At 60.9% G+C, this 16859-nt stretch carries 11 protein-coding genes and 1 tRNA gene; 4 read left to right on the top strand and 8 right to left on the bottom strand.

Annotated elements, in window-relative coordinates:
• Positions 1–9: 9 nt before the first annotated feature.
• Complete coding sequence (locus HMPREF2822_RS11835; protein WP_070524886.1) at positions 10–1947, bottom strand: BCCT family transporter; 1938 nt, start codon at positions 1945–1947, stop codon at positions 10–12.
• A gap of 154 nt (positions 1948–2101) precedes the next feature.
• Between HMPREF2822_RS11835 and HMPREF2822_RS11830 the strand changes: the two genes are divergently transcribed.
• The gene (locus tag HMPREF2822_RS11830) at positions 2102–2926 is read left to right on the top strand and encodes a hypothetical protein (RefSeq protein WP_070524884.1); all 825 of its coding nucleotides are present in this window, start codon (positions 2102–2104) and stop codon (positions 2924–2926) included.
• 71 nt (positions 2927–2997) lie between these two features.
• On the opposite strand, the gene selB is transcribed toward HMPREF2822_RS11830, so the two are convergent.
• The 3 genes from selB to HMPREF2822_RS11815 all read right to left on the bottom strand — a co-directional run bounded on the left by selB (position 2998) and on the right by HMPREF2822_RS11815 (position 6191).
• The gene (selB, locus tag HMPREF2822_RS11825) at positions 2998–4788 is read right to left on the bottom strand and encodes a selenocysteine-specific translation elongation factor (protein ID WP_070524882.1); all 1791 of its coding nucleotides are present in this window, start codon (positions 4786–4788) and stop codon (positions 2998–3000) included.
• Complete coding sequence (gene selA / locus HMPREF2822_RS11820) at positions 4789–6072, bottom strand: L-seryl-tRNA(Sec) selenium transferase (protein ID WP_196060521.1); 1284 nt, start codon at positions 6070–6072, stop codon at positions 4789–4791.
• Between the two features lie 24 nt (positions 6073–6096).
• A tRNA-Sec gene (locus HMPREF2822_RS11815) sits at positions 6097–6191 on the bottom strand.
• 35 nt (positions 6192–6226) lie between these two features.
• On the opposite strand from HMPREF2822_RS11815, the gene selD reads away from it, so the two are divergent.
• Complete coding sequence (selD, locus tag HMPREF2822_RS11810) at positions 6227–7204, top strand: selenide, water dikinase SelD (RefSeq protein ID WP_070524877.1); 978 nt, start codon at positions 6227–6229, stop codon at positions 7202–7204.
• Here selD and nrfD read toward each other — a convergent pair.
• From nrfD to HMPREF2822_RS11785, 4 genes are all read right to left on the bottom strand, one after another.
• Complete coding sequence (gene nrfD, locus HMPREF2822_RS11805) at positions 7194–8288, bottom strand: NrfD/PsrC family molybdoenzyme membrane anchor subunit (RefSeq protein ID WP_070524875.1); 1095 nt, start codon at positions 8286–8288, stop codon at positions 7194–7196. The two genes, selD and nrfD, sit on opposite strands and share 11 nt — an antisense overlap.
• Positions 8285–9328, bottom strand: coding sequence for a 4Fe-4S dicluster domain-containing protein (locus HMPREF2822_RS11800; RefSeq protein ID WP_070524873.1), 1044 nt, complete (start codon positions 9326–9328; stop codon positions 8285–8287). Before HMPREF2822_RS11800 ends, nrfD begins: the two co-directional genes overlap by 4 nt.
• Positions 9329–9337: 9 nt before the next feature.
• Positions 9338–12610 carry a formate dehydrogenase-N subunit alpha gene (gene fdnG / locus HMPREF2822_RS11795; RefSeq protein ID WP_232748427.1) on the bottom strand — a complete coding sequence of 1091 codons (3273 nt, stop codon included), beginning with the start codon at positions 12608–12610 and terminating at the stop codon, positions 9338–9340.
• Positions 12611–12713: 103 nt separating this feature from the next.
• Positions 12714–13580 (bottom strand): PRC and DUF2382 domain-containing protein, encoded by an 867-nt coding sequence (locus HMPREF2822_RS11785; protein ID WP_070524867.1) that lies wholly within the window; start codon positions 13578–13580, stop codon positions 12714–12716.
• A 479-nt stretch (positions 13581–14059) separates the two neighbouring features.
• Between HMPREF2822_RS11785 and HMPREF2822_RS11780 the strand changes: the two genes are divergently transcribed.
• On the top strand, positions 14060–15130 hold the full coding sequence (locus HMPREF2822_RS11780) for a lipoate--protein ligase family protein (protein WP_070524864.1): 1071 nt from the start codon (positions 14060–14062) through the stop codon (positions 15128–15130).
• Positions 15131–15247: 117 nt separating this feature from the next.
• On the top strand, positions 15248–16618 hold the full coding sequence (locus HMPREF2822_RS11775) for a dicarboxylate/amino acid:cation symporter (protein ID WP_070524862.1): 1371 nt from the start codon (positions 15248–15250) through the stop codon (positions 16616–16618).
• Positions 16619–16859 lie beyond the last annotated feature (241 nt).

Below are 16859 nucleotides of genomic sequence, written 5' to 3'. Positions count from 1 at the left end.
AGTGGGAAACTATAGCCTGTCTGTGCTGTCCTCTGGCGGTAGCGCAAGTGACTCGCCGTCCTTGACTGTCGGGTCGTCGTCGGTGTATTCGCCGGTTTCGTAGTCATAGCCCACGGCGTGTCCTTCTTCATCCGTGCGCGCGTACCACTCGGTGACTTCCGCCGCGGTGGAATCAAAGTCTGCACCAGTGGCGTAGGCGGAATCATCCGTTGTGGACTCAATGGCCAACGCAAAGTTATCGCCGTGGTCCCGCACGCCGTGGATGATGGCATTGGACACTGCTTGTTCTTCATAGAACGTGCGGATCGCGGCGGGGTCGTGACGCAACTCCCGAATCAACGCGATGCACATGAGCACAATGATGACCGCGAAAGGCAATGCAGTCACGGTGATGAGGTTCTGGAGGCCTTGCAGCGCATTACGGCCGCCCGCGAGAAGAATCACTACGGCGATTCCCGCCATGCACATGACCCAGAAGATGGTGACCCCAGGCTTCGGCTTCGGGTTGCCGCGTTGCGTGAGCTGTGAGTTCACGATGGACGCGGAATCCGCCGTGGTGATGAAGAAGACGATGAGCATGACGAGCACGAGCGGCGCCATGATCTGCGACCCCGGCAGGTGATCTAGAACGGTGAAGAAGATATCTTCTGCAGGCGGCATGGAGTCAATCGTTCCATCGGGCGCAATATCTCCGTCGCGACGCTGCAGCCAGATTGTCGTTCCGCCCAGAATGGTGAAAGCACAGACGATGATGGCGGAAGGAATGAGCAAGACGCCCAAGATGTACTGGCGGATGGTACGTCCGCGCGAGATCTTGGCCACGAACACACCAACGAAGGGCGCCCAGGACACCCACCAGGCCCAGTAGAACGTGGTCCAGGAGGACAAGAATGACACCATTTCTTCGCCTTGTCCCATGTTGGCGGAGAGCATGCTCGGCATCTCATCGAGGTACTCAATGATGACGGCGGGCAGCATGTTGGCCAGGAAGGCGGTGGGCCCCACGACAAAGAAGAAGACCGCGAGTCCCAGCGCTAGAACAAGGTTGATGTTGGACAGCCAGCGGATTCCTTTCGATACACCCGAGACCGCGGAGAAGATCGTGCCGATGGACAGCACCATGATGATGACCAGTGCCGCCGTGTTGCCCGTGGTTGACCAGCCGCTGACGATTTCCACGCCGCGACCGATCTGCAAAGCTCCAATACCGAGCGTTGCCGCGGTGCCAAAAAGTGTGGCGATGATTGCTAGCCCGTCGATGGTGCGCGCGGGCATGGAGTCCGTCTCGCGGTTGCCAAAAAGCGGCATGAGGATAGAGCTCATCAACGGCACTCGCCCGCGGCGGTAGGACACGTAGGCCACGCACAGCCCGACGATGGCATAGATTGCCCACGCATTGATTCCCCAGTGCATCGCTGCTTGAGCCATCGCACCCATGACGGCGTCATCGCTGGCGGCCTCATAAGCGCCGGGCCGGGGTGACAGGTAGTAGCTCAGCGGCTCGAAGGGGCCGAAGAAGATAATTCCGATGCCGATGCCGGCTCCAAAGAGCATCGCTGCCCAGCTCACAGTAGAGAACTCCGGCTTCTCTCCATCCACGCCCAAGGGAATCTTTCCGTATTTGGAAAAGGCGAGGATGAGGAGCAAGAACATAAGGAATGTTGCCAGCGTGGTAAAGATCCATCCCAGGTTGCGCATGACCCAATCCAAAGCCGCCGAGGAGGCGGTAAAGACCTGCTCGGGCGCGATGACACCCCAGGCAACGAATGCCACAATGAGTCCGCCCACGACGATCAAAATGGGTTTGTCCACCCCATACTTCACCTTTTGGTCTTCGATGGACACGCCCGGAACCAAGGCGGGATGGATGTTGTGCGGATAGATAATGTCTTTAAGAATCCGCTTAGCCTCGCGCGTACGCTTCTTGCTCTGATCGGTATTATTCACCGAACTACGAGAATCAGCCGTGATGGGTCTTCACTCCTTATTCGATATGTTGTTGTTTAAGTCTTCTATCGACCGTATCCGAGTTCCGGCTCCTGCGTAAGCTTGAGACAAGTCCGTCGATTCCCATCTGACCCACGAGGTGACTGTCGCAACCATGGCGCTGTATCCGCTAGCTCCTTCTTATTTTGGTGTCGAGCACGTCGCAGTTCTTGAGCACGTGAACTTCTCCACCGCGTTGAGCATCCCTGGGTTGGCGCAGGAGCCTGCGCTCGTCGACGTTTCCTTGCTCCCCGACCCCACCACCGGGGGTTGGCGCGTGCATTCAGATTTCGGCTTCTTGGGCTCACTCGATGGCGAGGAGTCCGCAGAGTATCCCGCCCTGAATCGACTGCGCATGGCGGCAATGAACCCGGCGACGCATGCCACCGTCGACATTGTCGACGGCGAGGTGGAGATCGCCATCGCTTTGGGGCTCGACCCGTGGATGGTTCCCGCCAACAACCAACCGGCGGGAACCGCGCTGCTCAACGGCGGACAGGGCGCACTTGTTCGCGTCACGGAAGGAGAGCTCACCGCATATCAGCTCCGCACGATGGGCACGGAACAGCTCTTCGTGACGCTCGTGCTTCTCGACGACACCGTCCTCGCCACCCACGACAACCTCGTCCTCGGGCCGTGCGCGGAGCTCTCCGATGCCACAGCGCTGGCCGCCGCGTTCGCGGCCGCCTCCCAATCCGGCGCCTCCCTTGCTGCCCGTGCTTATGCTGGCGCGGGCCGCATCGCCGTGGACCTTCCAATAGACCCCGAAGCGCTCTTCGCCCCCGCAGTCCCGCCGTTGCCGATCGACCCGAACAAGCCTGCCATCCCGCCAGTGCTCAACCCTAATGCCGATTGGGAGTTCACTGCCCCGGCCGATCCCCTTGCCTCACCGCTGCCGACCGGTCCACGCGCTTTCGTCTCCCCCAAAGACACCTTTTAGCTAGCACCTTATGCGCTTACGCTAATACACTGACCTGGGGTTTCACCGGAAACCGCCCACAAATGGTGCCTTTACTTTGGTTTCTTTGCCCCTGCCGCGCGCACGCATCGCTTTCCGTCGACTAGGCGCGTCACGCCCGTGGCGTCGAGGTGCTCCAGCACCGGGATGGCAACCCGGCGCGTCGTTCCAAGTGCCTTGCGCGCCTCCGAGAGGGTGAAGGGCTGTTCCAACTGTGAGACCACGGTGAGTGCCTCGCGCGGAGCTGAAGGCAAAAGCACCACACCGTTGGCCAGCCGGAGCAAGCGCCCGGCGCGTTCAGCAGCGGCCAGCTCCTTGGACCCCAGTCCCAGCTCTTTGAGGTCTTCCGCTTCCGGGGCGGCAAAGGGGTCCTCGCGCAGTCGCCGCTCGAGCTCCGCCACTCCCCTCTCCGCGGGGCCAAGGTCGACGGTCTGCCCGGGCATGCGCAGCACGCCATCAACTGTCTCGAGCTTGGCAGCTGCTACCGCTAGGCCTAACAAGGTCGGCTCGGTCAGTCCCAGTGCATCCATGGCCGCTGCCTTCGCCAGCCCCGGGGAGAGCGGATTCGCCTCGGCATGGGCTTCCACAGCCTGAATCAAAGCCCCTTTCCACGCAGTGGTCTGACTGGCGGCGATCCACCAGTCGCGGAACTCAATGACTCCCGCCGGCTTCTCTGTCACCGAAAAGCCATCGCGCACAAGACCACGCAGCTCCGCGTAGCCACAGCGCTTGAGCCACTGGGCCGGGTTCGTTGCTTCTAAAGTTTCTAGCTCAACAGCGCGCTTCTTGGCATCGCCGCGCCTATTCAATTCAGCTGGGTGTACATCGACCACCTCAAAACCGGCCACGACGTGCCGCCCGCCCGGACTACGCACCACAAACCTATCGAGCAAAGTAAGCGGTAGCGGGCTTTCCAGAGTCAACCGCGCGAACTCGCCTCTTAAAGGCCGCAGCCGCGCGCCCACTCCCGCGGTGCCGATGTGCACCACGAGGTTCTGCGGAAGCTCGCTCATGTCAGTACCGAACGTTCGCCGCACATCCACGGTGTCGAGCACGCGCCAGCATCCAGGGCTAAGCAAAGCATCTCCGCGATGAACCTGGTCCGCGGCCACCCCGCGCAGGTTGAGCGCCACGCGCGTGACGGGTGCAGCGTTGTCCACTGCCCTGTTCTCACTGTGCACCCCACGCACCGTGACGCGTTGTCCACTGAGCTCAAGGTCATCGCCGACCGATACCGTCCCGCCCGCCAGCGTTCCCGTCACCACGGTTCCAGCGCCCTTCACGCTGAAGGCGCGATCCACCCACAACCGCACGCGCGCCTGCGGATCCGGCGCAGGCATAGCAGCAAGCACGCTATCCAATTCGGCACGCAGCTTCTCCACGCCTTCGCCGGTCTTTGCGGAGACGTAGACAATGGGGGCGTCGGCAAGCGCTGTTCCAGCCAGTTCTGCCCGAACCTGCGCGGTTACCTCAGCCCGGCGGGCAGTATCAGCCCTATCAGCACGAGTCAGCGCCACCACGCCGTGCTCGATTCCCAGAGCGCGCAGAGCATCGCGGTGGTCGGTGGACTGCGCCTGCCAGCCTTCATCGGCCGCCACCACAAAGAGAACCACCGATGCCGGCCCCACCCCGGCCAGCATGTTGCCCAAGAACTTCTCGTGCCCCGGCACATCGACAAATGCGACGTCCGCGCCGGAGTCCAGCCTCGTCCACACAAAACCTAAGTCGATGGTCAATCCCCGCCGCTTTTCTTCCTCCCAGCGGTCCGGTTCCATCCCCGTCAGCGCCTTGACCAGGCTCGACTTGCCGTGATCCACGTGCCCCGCAGTGGCCACTACATGCACCTAGATCACCGCCCGCAATGCCGCGATGAGTTCTGCATCCTGTACCTCCGGCACGCAGCGCACATCCACCAGGCAGCGTCCCTGATTCACGCGCGCCACCACAGGAGGCTGCCCCAACCGCAACGGCCGCGCTAGCTCTTCTGGTAACGCCACGGCCCACCCCGGTAGCGGCACCTCGGGTGCCCCGCCACCGCCGACGCGTCCGGCGTGTTCGACGACCTCACCGCCAACTGCCGCTGCCACCTTCTCCGTGCGCTCGCGGTGGCGTTGCGGATCAATGTGGAGCGCGTCCTGCACGGCGTTGGAGGGCGTGGACAGGGAGGCCTCAAGCGCGTTGAGCCGTAGCTTATCGATGCGCACCGCCCGCGCCAACGGATGTTTCTTGCACGCAGTAATCGCTTCCTTTGTACCGACGAGCACCCCGGCTTGCGGGCCGCCGAGCAGCTTATCCCCTGAAAAGAGAACAACGTCGGCGCCATCGCGAAGAGCCTCGCTGGCGGAGGGTTCAGCCGGCAGCGCGTTGTCCGGACTAAGTAGCCCTGATCCGATATCCACGATGAGCGGCGAGTCGGTGAGCGCACGAAGCTCAGCAACCGATACCGACGAGGTAAACCCACTGATCAGGAAGTTGGAGGGATGCACCTTCAAGATGGCTCCCGTGTCCTCCCCCATCGCCCGCTCATAGTCCGCCAGGTGGGTGCGGTTCGTCGCGCCCACCTCCCGCAAGCGGGTGGCCGTGGACTCGATGAGCTCGGGCAAGCGGAATCCCGCGCCAATCTCGATGAGCTCACCGCGGGAGATGATGACGTCCTTGCCAGGGGCCAAGGCCGCCGTAGCCAACAGCAGCGCGGCGGCACCGTTGTTCACTATCAGCGCATCCTCCGCGCCGGGGCATGCAGCCAATACCGCATCAACGGCCGCGCGGCCCCTATCGCGTGAGCGCAGGCCGCTGTCCAGATCCATCTCAACGTCCGTATACGATGCCGCGGACACTAGCGCATCTACCGCAGCCGGCGGTAAAGGAGCCCTGCCCAAGTTCGTGTGAATGATGACGCCCGTGGCGTTGATGACGTGGCGCAAGGAATATGGCTGCACAGCATCGAGCCTGGCGGCCAGCTCCTCCTCAATCTGGGAGGGGGCGAGGGAGCCGGAGCGGGCGTCGGCAAGCACGGCGTCGATGATCGCGCGCACCGAGTGCGGTGCCAGGCGGTGGTGGGCATCCTGCACCGCCGGGTACTGGAGGATCTCATCCATCTTCGGGATAAAGCGGCGGGGGTCAGTCATCAAAGTTCCTCCTAGCTGCGCACATGGCGGAGACGGACAGGAATCGAACCTGCCAGACCGAGATGCTCGGCCTCACCGGTTTTGAAGACCGGGGCGCCCACCAGGACACGTACGCCTCCGTCTGCTCACCTTACACGGGGCTAAAGTAGGACTTATGACTGACATTAAACTTACGTCCTTTGCCGCCGGTGGCGGTTGCGCCTGCAAGATTCCCCCGGGAGAGCTCGAGTCTGCTGTGGAAGGCCTCGTGGGCACCGCAGACCCCAACGTGCTGGTCGGGCTTGACGACGGCGACGATGCCTCCGCCGTGCGCATCCCCAACGGCCTGGCGGTCATCTCTACCGCGGATTTCTTCACGCCGATGCTCAATGATCCCTACGACTGGGGCCGCGTGGCTGCTGCCAATGCGCTTTCCGACGTCTACGCCATGGGCGGCACCCCCATTACCGCCATCAACCTGGTTGGCTGGCCGCGCGAGGTGCTTGGTCTCGACATTTTGCGCGAGGTCCTGCGCGGCGGCATGGACGTGGCATCTCAGGCCGGCATCTCCATTACCGGCGGCCACTCCATCACCGCACCGGAACCCACCTATGGTTTGGCAGCCACGGGTATCGTCCACCCGGATAAAATCCTGCGCAACGACGCCGCCGAAGCTGGACTTCCCATCACGCTGACCAAGCCGATTGGCGTGGGCATCCTCAATAACAAGCACAAAACCACCGGTGAGGTCTCCCAGGCCGCGGTGGACTCCATGACCGCGCTTAATCGGGATGCCTCTGCGGCAGCCGTGGCGGCCGGGGTGCGCGCGGCAACCGATGTCACCGGCTTTGGTCTTCTGGGCCATCTCTACAAGATGTGCCGCGCCTCCGGTATAGGCGCAGAGCTGGACTTCTCAGCTGTTCCTGCGATTGAAGGTGCCAAGGATGCCTTGGCGGATGGCTTCATCCCGGGTGGCTCGCGCCGCAATCTGGATTGGGTGCGCCCCCACCTCGACACAGATTTGAGCGAGGAAGACTTGATTTTCCTCGCCGATGCCCAAACATCCGGTGGACTCCTCGTCATCGGCGAGGTTCCCGGCTACCCAGTCATTGGCCGGACTGTGCCGGGCGATGCACGGATTTCTATCCGCTAGTCACCGTCGAATGGCTGAGGCCCTCTGCCCTGCGGCGGGCTTCAGCGCGCCGCTTTTGGGGGCCAATGCTTGTCGACGGATCCTTCACCGCCTCCAGCCCAGCGTTGAGCACGCCAAAGCGCGTGCACGCGGATCCCGCCATGAGCGCCACGCCGGATACCACCGACACCGCGCGCGACTTTGTCGCCGACGCGATTACGGTTCCCACCCCACCCGCGGCGATGAGCGCCTCAGAGGCCTTCATGAGTTTCCCGGGCGTGCCTTCGTGCAGCGGGCGAAGAGGCTCAGGCTCCATGTTCGCTTCCATGACACGGGTCGCGGCCAGATCGGCCGCTGCGGCAGTAATACCGAGCGCTCGTGCCGCGCCCGCATTCTCCACCGGGGTAAAGACCATGACAGCACCCGACGCCGCTGCCGAGGCCGAGGACACGAACACATAGGGCAGGTGCTTCTTCGCGTCATTCCACGTCGGGTTTGATGTGTTGGCCAACAGCACCGCGGTGTAACCCGCCAGCGGTCCGCCAAGCACGCCGGCGACAGCGCCTGCTGGGCCCGCGGCCTTATTGAGGAGGCGGCGAAGCGGCTCCGGCAGCACACCACCGACCAGCTCGTCCGCTTCCACGACCGCGGGCAGGGCCGCGGCGGAAGCGAAGCTGCCCAGGATCCACGAGCCGATGGACATCGGCGAGGTCACCTTGAAGACGCGGAACATGTTGAGCAGGCGCTCTGGGCGGCCGAGGTCCAGCACCAAAAAGACCGAACCTACCGACGCCGCGGAGAAAGCCGTCAACCGCGTCGAGCGTTTCAGCGGTGCGTTCCCAGTGGCCTGGGCACCGGCGGCCAACATCGCAGAACCGCCGGCCACGCCGCCGAGGAAGAAATAGCCGCCGATGGGCCACTCCCACGGCGGGGCCTTGACTACTGGCTTGCCGTAATACGAGGAGAACTCGAAGTCCTCGGCCATGCGCTCTTCTTTGGAACCATCCTGTGCGCCGGCTCCGACTCGTCCACGCCGGCGCTTCTTGCCGCCGCCACGCCTGCGCCTAGGCTCCTGCGGCGGGCGGTACTCATCAAACTCGCTCACTTGCGGCCTCCCAACATGAATGCCCCGGCCACAGCCAGCGCCATTCCTCCGATAGCTTTCGCTGCGGTCTTGTACATCTGCGGCAAATCCGCCGTGGGCACGCGCGGATCCGGCGGCAGCCCATAAACCTCAGGAGAGTCGAGCAACAAGAAGATTGATCCCGTTCCCCCAACACCATCTTGCGAGTTTGCTCCGTAGAGACGAGCCTCCGTCAGCCCTTGCTCGTGGAGGACGCGCACGCGCTCCCGCGCTGCGGCAAGCATCTCCTCGTAGGGGCCGAATTGGATGGAGTCCGTCGGGCAGGTCTTGGCGCAGGCAGGCTGCTCACCAATTTTCAGGCGGTCATAGCACATGGTGCATTTCTGGGCCACGCCCAGATTCTTAATGGGCATGGCCTGTCCCGGTGTATGGTCGGGGCCCTGCGGCTTGAGTTGCTTCAGCTTTGCCAACACGTTTACGCCCGCGTGGTCCGGAACCTGGTAGTCCACGGTGGCCGTTTTATCCGCCTTCAGCGTCACGCCGCCGTCATCGCGGCGCTCAATCACGCCGAACGGACAACCGGCCACGCATGTCCCGCAACCATTGCACACATCATCTTGGACCACGACGGTGCCGAATTCGGAACGGAACAGCGCGCCTGTCGGGCACACGTCCAAGCATCCAGCGTTGGTGCAATGCTTGCACACGTCGGAGGACATCAACCACCGGAAATCATCGGTATCCGGGGTCATGCTTGGGGCGGAAGCTTTGGGCATGCCTAGCGAAACAAGTTTCCGTCCCTCCTCGCGAGCCTGTTGAATACGCTCGTTGCTTTGCTCAATGAAGGCCACGTGGCGCCAAGTATTGGCGCCCAGCGAACCAGTGTTGTCATAAGAGTCACCGGTGACCGCGTACCCCTCAACCGGGTTTCGGTTCCACTCTTTACACGCCACCTCGCAGGCCTTGCAGCCAATGCAAATCGAGGTATCCGTAAAGAAAGCCATGCGCTGATAGGACTCATAGCCGTGCTTATCAGCCTTTTCGGTCAAAAGATTAGCCATTGGTCCTCCTTAGCTTTCTTTGCCTTCATAGTCGGCGACGTTTCCAGCAGTCGCATCATCACCCGTGTTGTCCTCGGTAGCTGCTTTCTCAGTGCTGAAGGCATCGTCAACATCCAGGATCCGGTTGCCGGAGTCCACGGTGAGGTGTGCTCGTTCTTGGTACTCGTGCAAGAGCTGAAGACGTGCCTCGCCACGCGGGCGGCGGCCCGGCTGGATATCGCACGCGCCCACCTTGGAATTCTGGATGAATACGTTTGGTTCCAGGGTCAGGCCCAACAGGTCGTTGGCGCCATCGCCGGCTACCTCGGTGGTCTCCGATTCTCCGTAGTGATACGGCAGACCGATCTGGTGGAAGTCCTCACCATTGATAGTAAGCATCTCCATGCGGTCCGTTACCAGAACCTGTGCCTCGATGACACCGCGTGGGGACACGATGGTGGCCCACTCACCGTTGACCAATCCACGCTTGGCGGCCAGCTCCTTGTCCACCTCGCAGAAGAGTCCCGGCTGCAGCTCCGCCAAATAAGGCAGGCGGCGTGACATCGCACCCGAGGTATACATCTCCGTCAGGCGATAGGTGGAGAAGACGAACGGGAAAACATCAGCACCGCGCTCCCCCGGCTCCGGGCGGGAGAGGTTGTCTTCGCGCTTAATTGTCAGACGCGTCGGCGACTGCTGCTGCTTGTACAGCGCATTGTGTACCGGTGATTCTTGCGGCTCGTAGTGAGTCGGCAGCGGGCCGTCAGACAATCCCTTCGGCGCGAACAGCCAGCCTAGGCCGTCGGCCTGCATGATAAACGGATCGTCGCCATCGAGGGCATCAGGGCCAATGGCGTCGACAGGTGCCACGTAGTCCGGGCGCTTCGTCAACGGGAAGTCGGGCACGTCATCGCCAACCCACTTTCCTTGCTCTTCATCCCACCAGATGTACTTCTTGCGCTCCGACCACGGAGTTCCATCCGGCTTTGCGGAAGCACGGTTGTACAAGATGCGGCGATTGGCCGGCCAGACCCAACCCCAGTCGAGAGCAACCTCGTTTTGCTCCGAACCCGGAACCTTCTTCGCGGCATGGTTGATGCCGTCCTTGTACACACCGGTGTAAATCCAGCAACCGCCGGAGGTGGAGCCATCGGTACGCATTTCTGTAAAGGCAGGCAAGAGCTGCCCCTTCTTCGGGCCGTCGAGATAGTAACCGTTGATCTCCCGCAAAATCTCATCCGAGCTCGGATCGCCGTGCTCATCTTCGGTGTAGTCCCAAGTTACGGACTTGATTGGCAGGTCGCGCGGATCAGTCGAATCCGCGAGGCGCTCCCTAATCTTCTTGCCCAGCTGGTAGAAGAACCACGCCTCACTGCGCGCTTGCCCAGGCGGCGGAACCGCTTGGAAACGCCACTGGACCATGCGCTGAGTCTGGGTAAAAGTTCCGGACTTCTCCACGTGGGTAGCTGCCGGCATGAGGAAGACCTCAGTAGCAATGTCCTCAGTCTTCAGCTCGCCGTTCTTAATCTCCGGCGAATCCTTCCAGAAGCTTGCGGTCTCAATCTCTTGGAAGTCGCGTACCACCAGCCACTTCAGGGAAGCGAGACCGCGGCGCTGCATACCACCGTTGGACTGCGCCACCGCCGGATTCTGACCGAAGACAAAGTAGCCCTCTACCTCATGGCGCAGCATGGCCAGCAAGGTCTCATAGGTCGAGTGTGCTCCAGAGAGGCGCGGCATGAGGTTAAAGCCCCAGTCGTTCTCCTTGGTAGCAGCATCGCCCCAGTAGGACTTCATGAGCGAGACCGCGTAGTTCTCGCCCAATTGCCAGAAGCCCTTCTGGTCCGCCGCGCGGAAAGAATCCAGGTAATCCGCCCAGGTTTCCTGGTCCACATGCGGCATGGGCAGGTAGCCCGGAAGCGAGTTGAACAGGGTCGGGATATCCGTCGAACCCTGAATCGAAGCATGCCCGCGTAGCGCCATGATGCCGGAACCGGGGCGGCCCACGTTACCCATGAGCAGCTGCAGGATTGCCGCGGTGCGGATGAACTGTGCACCCAAAGTGTGCTGGGTAAAGCCCAGCGCGTAGGCGAAGCACGTCGTGCGCTCCGGGTTGGAATTCTGCGCAATGGAATCCGCCAAGTAGTAGAAGTCCTCCGGCGAAATACCGCAGGTCTCCTCCACCATCTCCGGGGTGTAGCGCGAGTAGTGGCGCTTGAGAATCTGGAAGACCGTGTTCGGGTCCTCCAGCGTCATGTCCTTCTCCACGTTCCACGAGGAGCCCTCGGGCTTTTGGACATATTGCCACGAGTCCGTGACATATTTGCCCTTCTCTGCGTCGTATCCGGAGAACAAGCCCTCCAAATCCTCGGTGTCCTGGAAATCCGGCGAAATAATCGACGCCGCGTTCGTGTAATTCACCACATAATCGTGGAAATACAGGTCATTATCCAACACGTACTTGATAATCGCGCCGAGCAGTACCACGTCCGTGCCACCGCGAATGCCGATGTGGCGGTTCGCAAAGGCAGACGTACGCGTATAACGCGGATCAACGTGAATAATCCGCGCGCCGCGCTTCTTGGCTTCAACGACCCATTGGAAACCCACTGGGTGGCATTCCGCCATGTTAGAACCCTCGATGACGATGCAGTCCGCATTCGCCATATCCTGCAGCGGTTGGGTTGCGCCGCCGCGGCCAAACGAAGTTCCTAGACTAGGAACGGTGGCGGAGTGTCATATGCGCGCCTGGTTTTCCACCTGAATGGCGCCGGTGGCAGTAAACAGCTTCTTAATGAGGTAGTTCTCCTCATTATCCAGCGTCGCACCGCCCAGCCCAGCGATACCCATCGTGCGGTTAAGGGGACGCCCCTGCTTATCGACGTCCTCCCAGTGCCTTGCGCGCGATTCCACGAAGCGGTCCGCGATCATGTTCATCGCGGTCTCTTCATCGAGCTCCTGCCATTCGGTGGCATAGGGTGCTCGGTACTTGATCGTGGTGACGCGAGTCGAGGAGTTAATGAGCTGCTCAGAGGCCGAGCCCTTAGGACACAGACGTCCGCGGGAAATTGGGGAGTCCGGATCGCCCTCGATTTGGATGACCTTGTCATCCTTGACATAGACGCGCTGGGAACAGCCCACCGCGCAATAGGGGCACACCGATTGCACCACGCGGTCCGCGTCTACGGTGCGTCCGCGCAGATCTTCGCTCTTAGCCGACTGCGTAGACACATCGCGACCGAAGGCATCCTTGTTCCGGATCTGGCGCACGACGGGCCAGTTCAGTGGACTAAATCGAGACATGCCCTCAAATCTACTTCCTTCTACGTCTATTTGCTAGACACCCTCTACAACGACAAAAAGGGCCTGAAGCCCTGAGGCTTCAAGCCCTTATCTTTATCCCGATTTACTTGCGGACGTCATTGATACCATCGGTATCAATCTGTTCCTTGCGCAGCTCTTCGGTGTGGGTCTCGGTGTCCTGGACGGCCTCCTTGGACAGGTTGACCTTCTCAACTGGCACGGTCTTCTTCTCTACGCTGACGCGCTCCTCATGCAGGGTGACAGAAGCCTCTTCGCTGGCGTTGTCGCCGATGGTGCCGGTGAAGTTAGCTGCGTCGGCCTCGGAGATCGGGGTGCGCTCGACGCGAACCTCTTCGCGCTCGACCGGAACCTCAACGGTCTCGGTGTCAGTCACGACGTACTTGCGCAGGCGCGCCTCGCCGGTAGCAACGCGCTCCTTATTCACATCGAGACGCTCCTCGGAGCGGATGAGCTCGCCATCGTTGTTGGTGACGTTGTGGTCAGCGGTAGCACCTGCAGTCGTGTCGGTAGCAGCGGCGCGGTCGGTCTCAACACGGTCAGTGGTGACTGTCTCGTCCTTAGCGTGCGCACCTACGCCTGCACCCGCAACACCGGCGCCGGTGGCACCAGCACGCTCGTCACGGTAGGTGGTGACGTCCTGCGCGTTCTCCAAGTTGTAGTGCTTAAAGATGTCGGACTGAGCCTCCGGGGTCAGCGGCTTATCGGAGTCAAAGTCCGGAGCATCCTCAATACGGTCCTTGGAGAAGGCCAGCTTGAGGTCATCACCGTTGAAGTCGTGGCCACGGAGCGGAACCAGGCTGGAGTTCATACCGAAGAGACCGTGGTTGACCTCAACGAAGGTCGGCTGGCCAGTCTGCTCATCGACGAAGACCTCCTTGACGGAGCCAAGCTTCTCGCCGGCCTTGTCGTATGCGGTTGCATCGAAGAGATACTTGATGTTCTTGTCCATTGTTCTTTAAACCTTTCTATAATTGGTCTACCTGTCGCCAGCAAATACGTCCAACCAATCACCACCCCCAAAGCTTAAGATTAAAGGGGTGGCGATTTGCTTTTTCGCTTGCTCCGCGCTCCACAATACGGACAAATCAACAACGCGCCACCGTTGCGCCCCGAATTGACCAGTTTCCACACCCTTATCGCAGGTCATACGACTTATAACGATTAAATAACGCAATCATCCATGCATCATAATGACCTGTTTTCTCGCCCCCCTAATCCGAAGCGACGCAACAAAGCATCGCCACCCTACAGAGCAATCAGAAAACCTTTGTCCCCAACCTCTCGCAATAGTGTCCACTTTCCACGCAAGCCTTTACCCCCTCCACAGGAAATTCTAATAAAACACCAATAGCCCCAACACCGCCAGAACTCCATTAAAGGTCTATATCCTCACGTGCGCTTTTATCCCCCCTAGGTACCCTGAACATCATGAGCACGAATAAACACTTTGAACTCAAGGTCCCCGGCGGCAAGTTGCTCGTCGTTGACCTCGATTTAGACACCAACAACACCGTCACTGCCGCGAAGGTTTCCGGTGACTTCTTCCTCGAGCCTGAGGAGGCCTATGAGGCACTAGCCCCCGCCTTGGTCGGCACCACCACCGCCACCTCGACAGAAGAGATCCAGTCCCGCCTCGATGCAGCCCTTGCACGAATCGATTCACCCGTAGCTCTCCATGGCTTTGACACCCACCACCTTGCCGTCACCGTTAAGCGCGCGCTGTCTGGTGGCACCGATTTCACCGACCACCACTGGGAGATCCTGCGCCCAGGTGTTCTCCCCACGCCCGTAAATGTCGCACTTGACGAGGTTCTCCTCAACGAAGTTGCTGAAGGAAAGCGCGGGCCCACGCTCCGATTTTGGGAATGGGAAGATCGTGCCGTCGTATTCGGTTCCTACCAGTCCTATGCCAATGAGCTGGATCAGGAGGGCGTCGACAAGCACGGCATTGTTCCGGTGCGCCGAATCTCCGGCGGTGGCGCGATGTTCATGGAGGGTGGCAATTGCGTGACCTATTCCCTGTACGCCCCGGAGTCGCTCGTGGCCGGCTATTCCTACGAGGCCAGCTACGAATACCTGGACCAGTGGGTGCTCGCGGCGCTGAACAAGCTTGGCGTCAATGCATGGTACGTGCCGATTAATGACATCACCTCGGACGGCGGCAAGATTGGCGGCGCCGCCCAGAAGCGCCGTAAGGGCGCGGTACTGCATCACACCACGATGAGCTATGACATCGATGCGGACAAGATGATGGAGGTCTTGCGCATCGGCAAGGTCAAGGTCTCGTCCAAGGGTCTTGCCAGCGCAAAGAAGCGCGTCGACCCGCTCCGCCGCCAGACTGGCGTGCCCCGCGAGAAGATCATCGAGACCATGGCGCGCGAGTTCGCCACCCGCTATGGCGCCATCGACGCCGAGCTTTCCGACGACTCCCTCGCCGCCGCCCGCCACCTCGTCGACACCAAATTCCTCAACGATGAATGGACCAAGCGTATCCCATAATTTGCGGGGGAATTTCTGGGCAGCGTACGGTGTTATAAGTTCAAGTGAACCGATCGGTACGAGAGTACCGAACTAAATGGTCCATTTCTATACAACACTGTCTAGAAGGAAAATCTCGTGTCAGACACTTCCTCTCGTGCATCCTCGCGCACGCTGCCCTCTTGGGCCACCGGCTTTGGCGCCCAAGTTATCGCCGGTCTCATCATCGGCCTCATTCTCGGTTTTATCGCTTCCGGCATGGAGTCCGAGTGGCTCTCCGATACCCTGTCCGGCGTCGGCGGCGCCTACGTCCAATTGCTCAAGGTGATGGTCCCGCCGCTCATCTTCGCGGCCGTCGTTACCTCGGTTGCCAACCTGCGCAAGGTGGCTAATGCAGCCTCGCTGGCGATCTCCACTCTGGTCTGGTTTGCCATTACGGCGTTCTTCTCCGTGCTTGCCGGCATTCTGGTCGCCCTAGTAATGAAGCCGGGAGTAGGCACAACTGTCGATGCTTCCACCGCCGCCGACCCATCCCACATCGGCTCCTGGACCGCTTTCCTCCAGCAACTTGTCCCCGCCAACTTCTTCGGGCTCACCGCTTCGCTGAGCGACGGTGAAATCTCCCTCAGCTTCGGTGCCCTTCAGCTCCTTGTCATTTCCCTCGTGCTGGGAATCGCCGCCGTCAAGGCTGGCAAAGCCGCCGATCCCTTCCTGCGCTTCACCGAATCCTTCCTCAAGGTCATCCAGGTGGTCCTCTGGTGGATCATCCGCCTTGCCCCGATTGGCACCGCCGCTCTTATCGGCAAAGCCGTGGCCACCTATGGTTGGGATGCGCTTAGCTCCTTGGGCAAGTTCGTCCTCGCTATGTATGTGGGCCTTGCACTCGTAATTTTCGTGGTCTACCCCGCCGTGCTCGCATTCAACCGGATCCCGGTAGTTGGCTTCTACAAGCGAGTCTGGCCCGTCTTCTCCCTTGGCTTCGTCACCCGCTCCTCCATGGGCGTCATGCCAGTTACCCAGCGCTTTACGGAAAAGGCCATGGGCGTGCCCCGAGAATACGCCTCCTTCGCCATCCCGCTGGGCGCTACCACCAAGATGGACGGCTGCGCCTCCGTCTACCCGGCCATCGCCGCCATCTTCATTGCACAGTTCTACGGCGTTGATCTCTCCTTCACCCAGTACCTGCTCATCATCTTCGTTTCCGTCATTGGTTCCGCAGCAACCGCCGGCACGACCGGCGCTACCGTCATGCTGACGCTGACGCTCTCCACGTTGGGTCTTCCGCTCGCCGGCGTGGGCCTCTTGCTGGCCATCGAACCCATCATTGATATGGGACGCACCGCCGTCAACGTCACCGGCCAATCACTGTGTGCCACCATCGTGGCCAAGCGCGCCGGCATTCAAGACGAAGCCGTCTGGGATGCTGCTGGTAACGGAGTCTCACACATAATGAACGAGGACCAAGACGCAGACGAGCCCGAGACACAGCCGGTCAACACGACTGCATAACTCTTCCTGCCCCTCCCCAAGCCTTCCTAACACGCAAGAGCCGTGTAGGAAGGCTTCGGTATTTCTGCCCAAGCGACGGGCTTTACCCGTCGTTCTTTTCGACGGTGTCAGTGTAGAGCTCGGCACTTGGAGCTATGGGGTCGTCGTTCTTTCCGACGGTGGGTGTGTTCTTGGGTTCTTTCCCTTCCGACTGTTTGGAGTGGTGTCGCCGTTTGATTCGACGAGGGCTAGGCCCCTGTTC

Source organism: Corynebacterium sp. HMSC062E11 (assembly GCF_001811845.1).
Taxonomy (GTDB): Bacteria; Actinomycetota; Actinomycetes; order Mycobacteriales; family Mycobacteriaceae; genus Corynebacterium; species Corynebacterium hesseae.
Note: the sequence above shows the minus strand (reverse complement) of the source record. Positions and strands in the feature narration are given on the sequence as shown.

Bases quoted from the DNA above. Each gene is read 5' to 3' on its own strand.
- HMPREF2822_RS11830 (WP_070524884.1), top strand. From the start codon at position 2,102: ATGGCGCTGTATCCGCTAGCTCCTTCTTATTTTGGTGTCGAGCACGTC.
- selA (WP_196060521.1), bottom strand. From the start codon at position 6,072: ATGACTGACCCCCGCCGCTTTATCCCGAAGATGGATGAGATCCTCCAG.
- selD (WP_070524877.1), top strand. From the start codon at position 6,227: ATGACTGACATTAAACTTACGTCCTTTGCCGCCGGTGGCGGTTGCGCC.
- HMPREF2822_RS11800 (WP_070524873.1), bottom strand. From the start codon at position 9,328: ATGGCTAATCTTTTGACCGAAAAGGCTGATAAGCACGGCTATGAGTCC.
- HMPREF2822_RS11785 (WP_070524867.1), bottom strand. From the start codon at position 13,580: ATGGACAAGAACATCAAGTATCTCTTCGATGCAACCGCATACGACAAG.
- HMPREF2822_RS11780 (WP_070524864.1), top strand. From the start codon at position 14,060: ATGAGCACGAATAAACACTTTGAACTCAAGGTCCCCGGCGGCAAGTTG.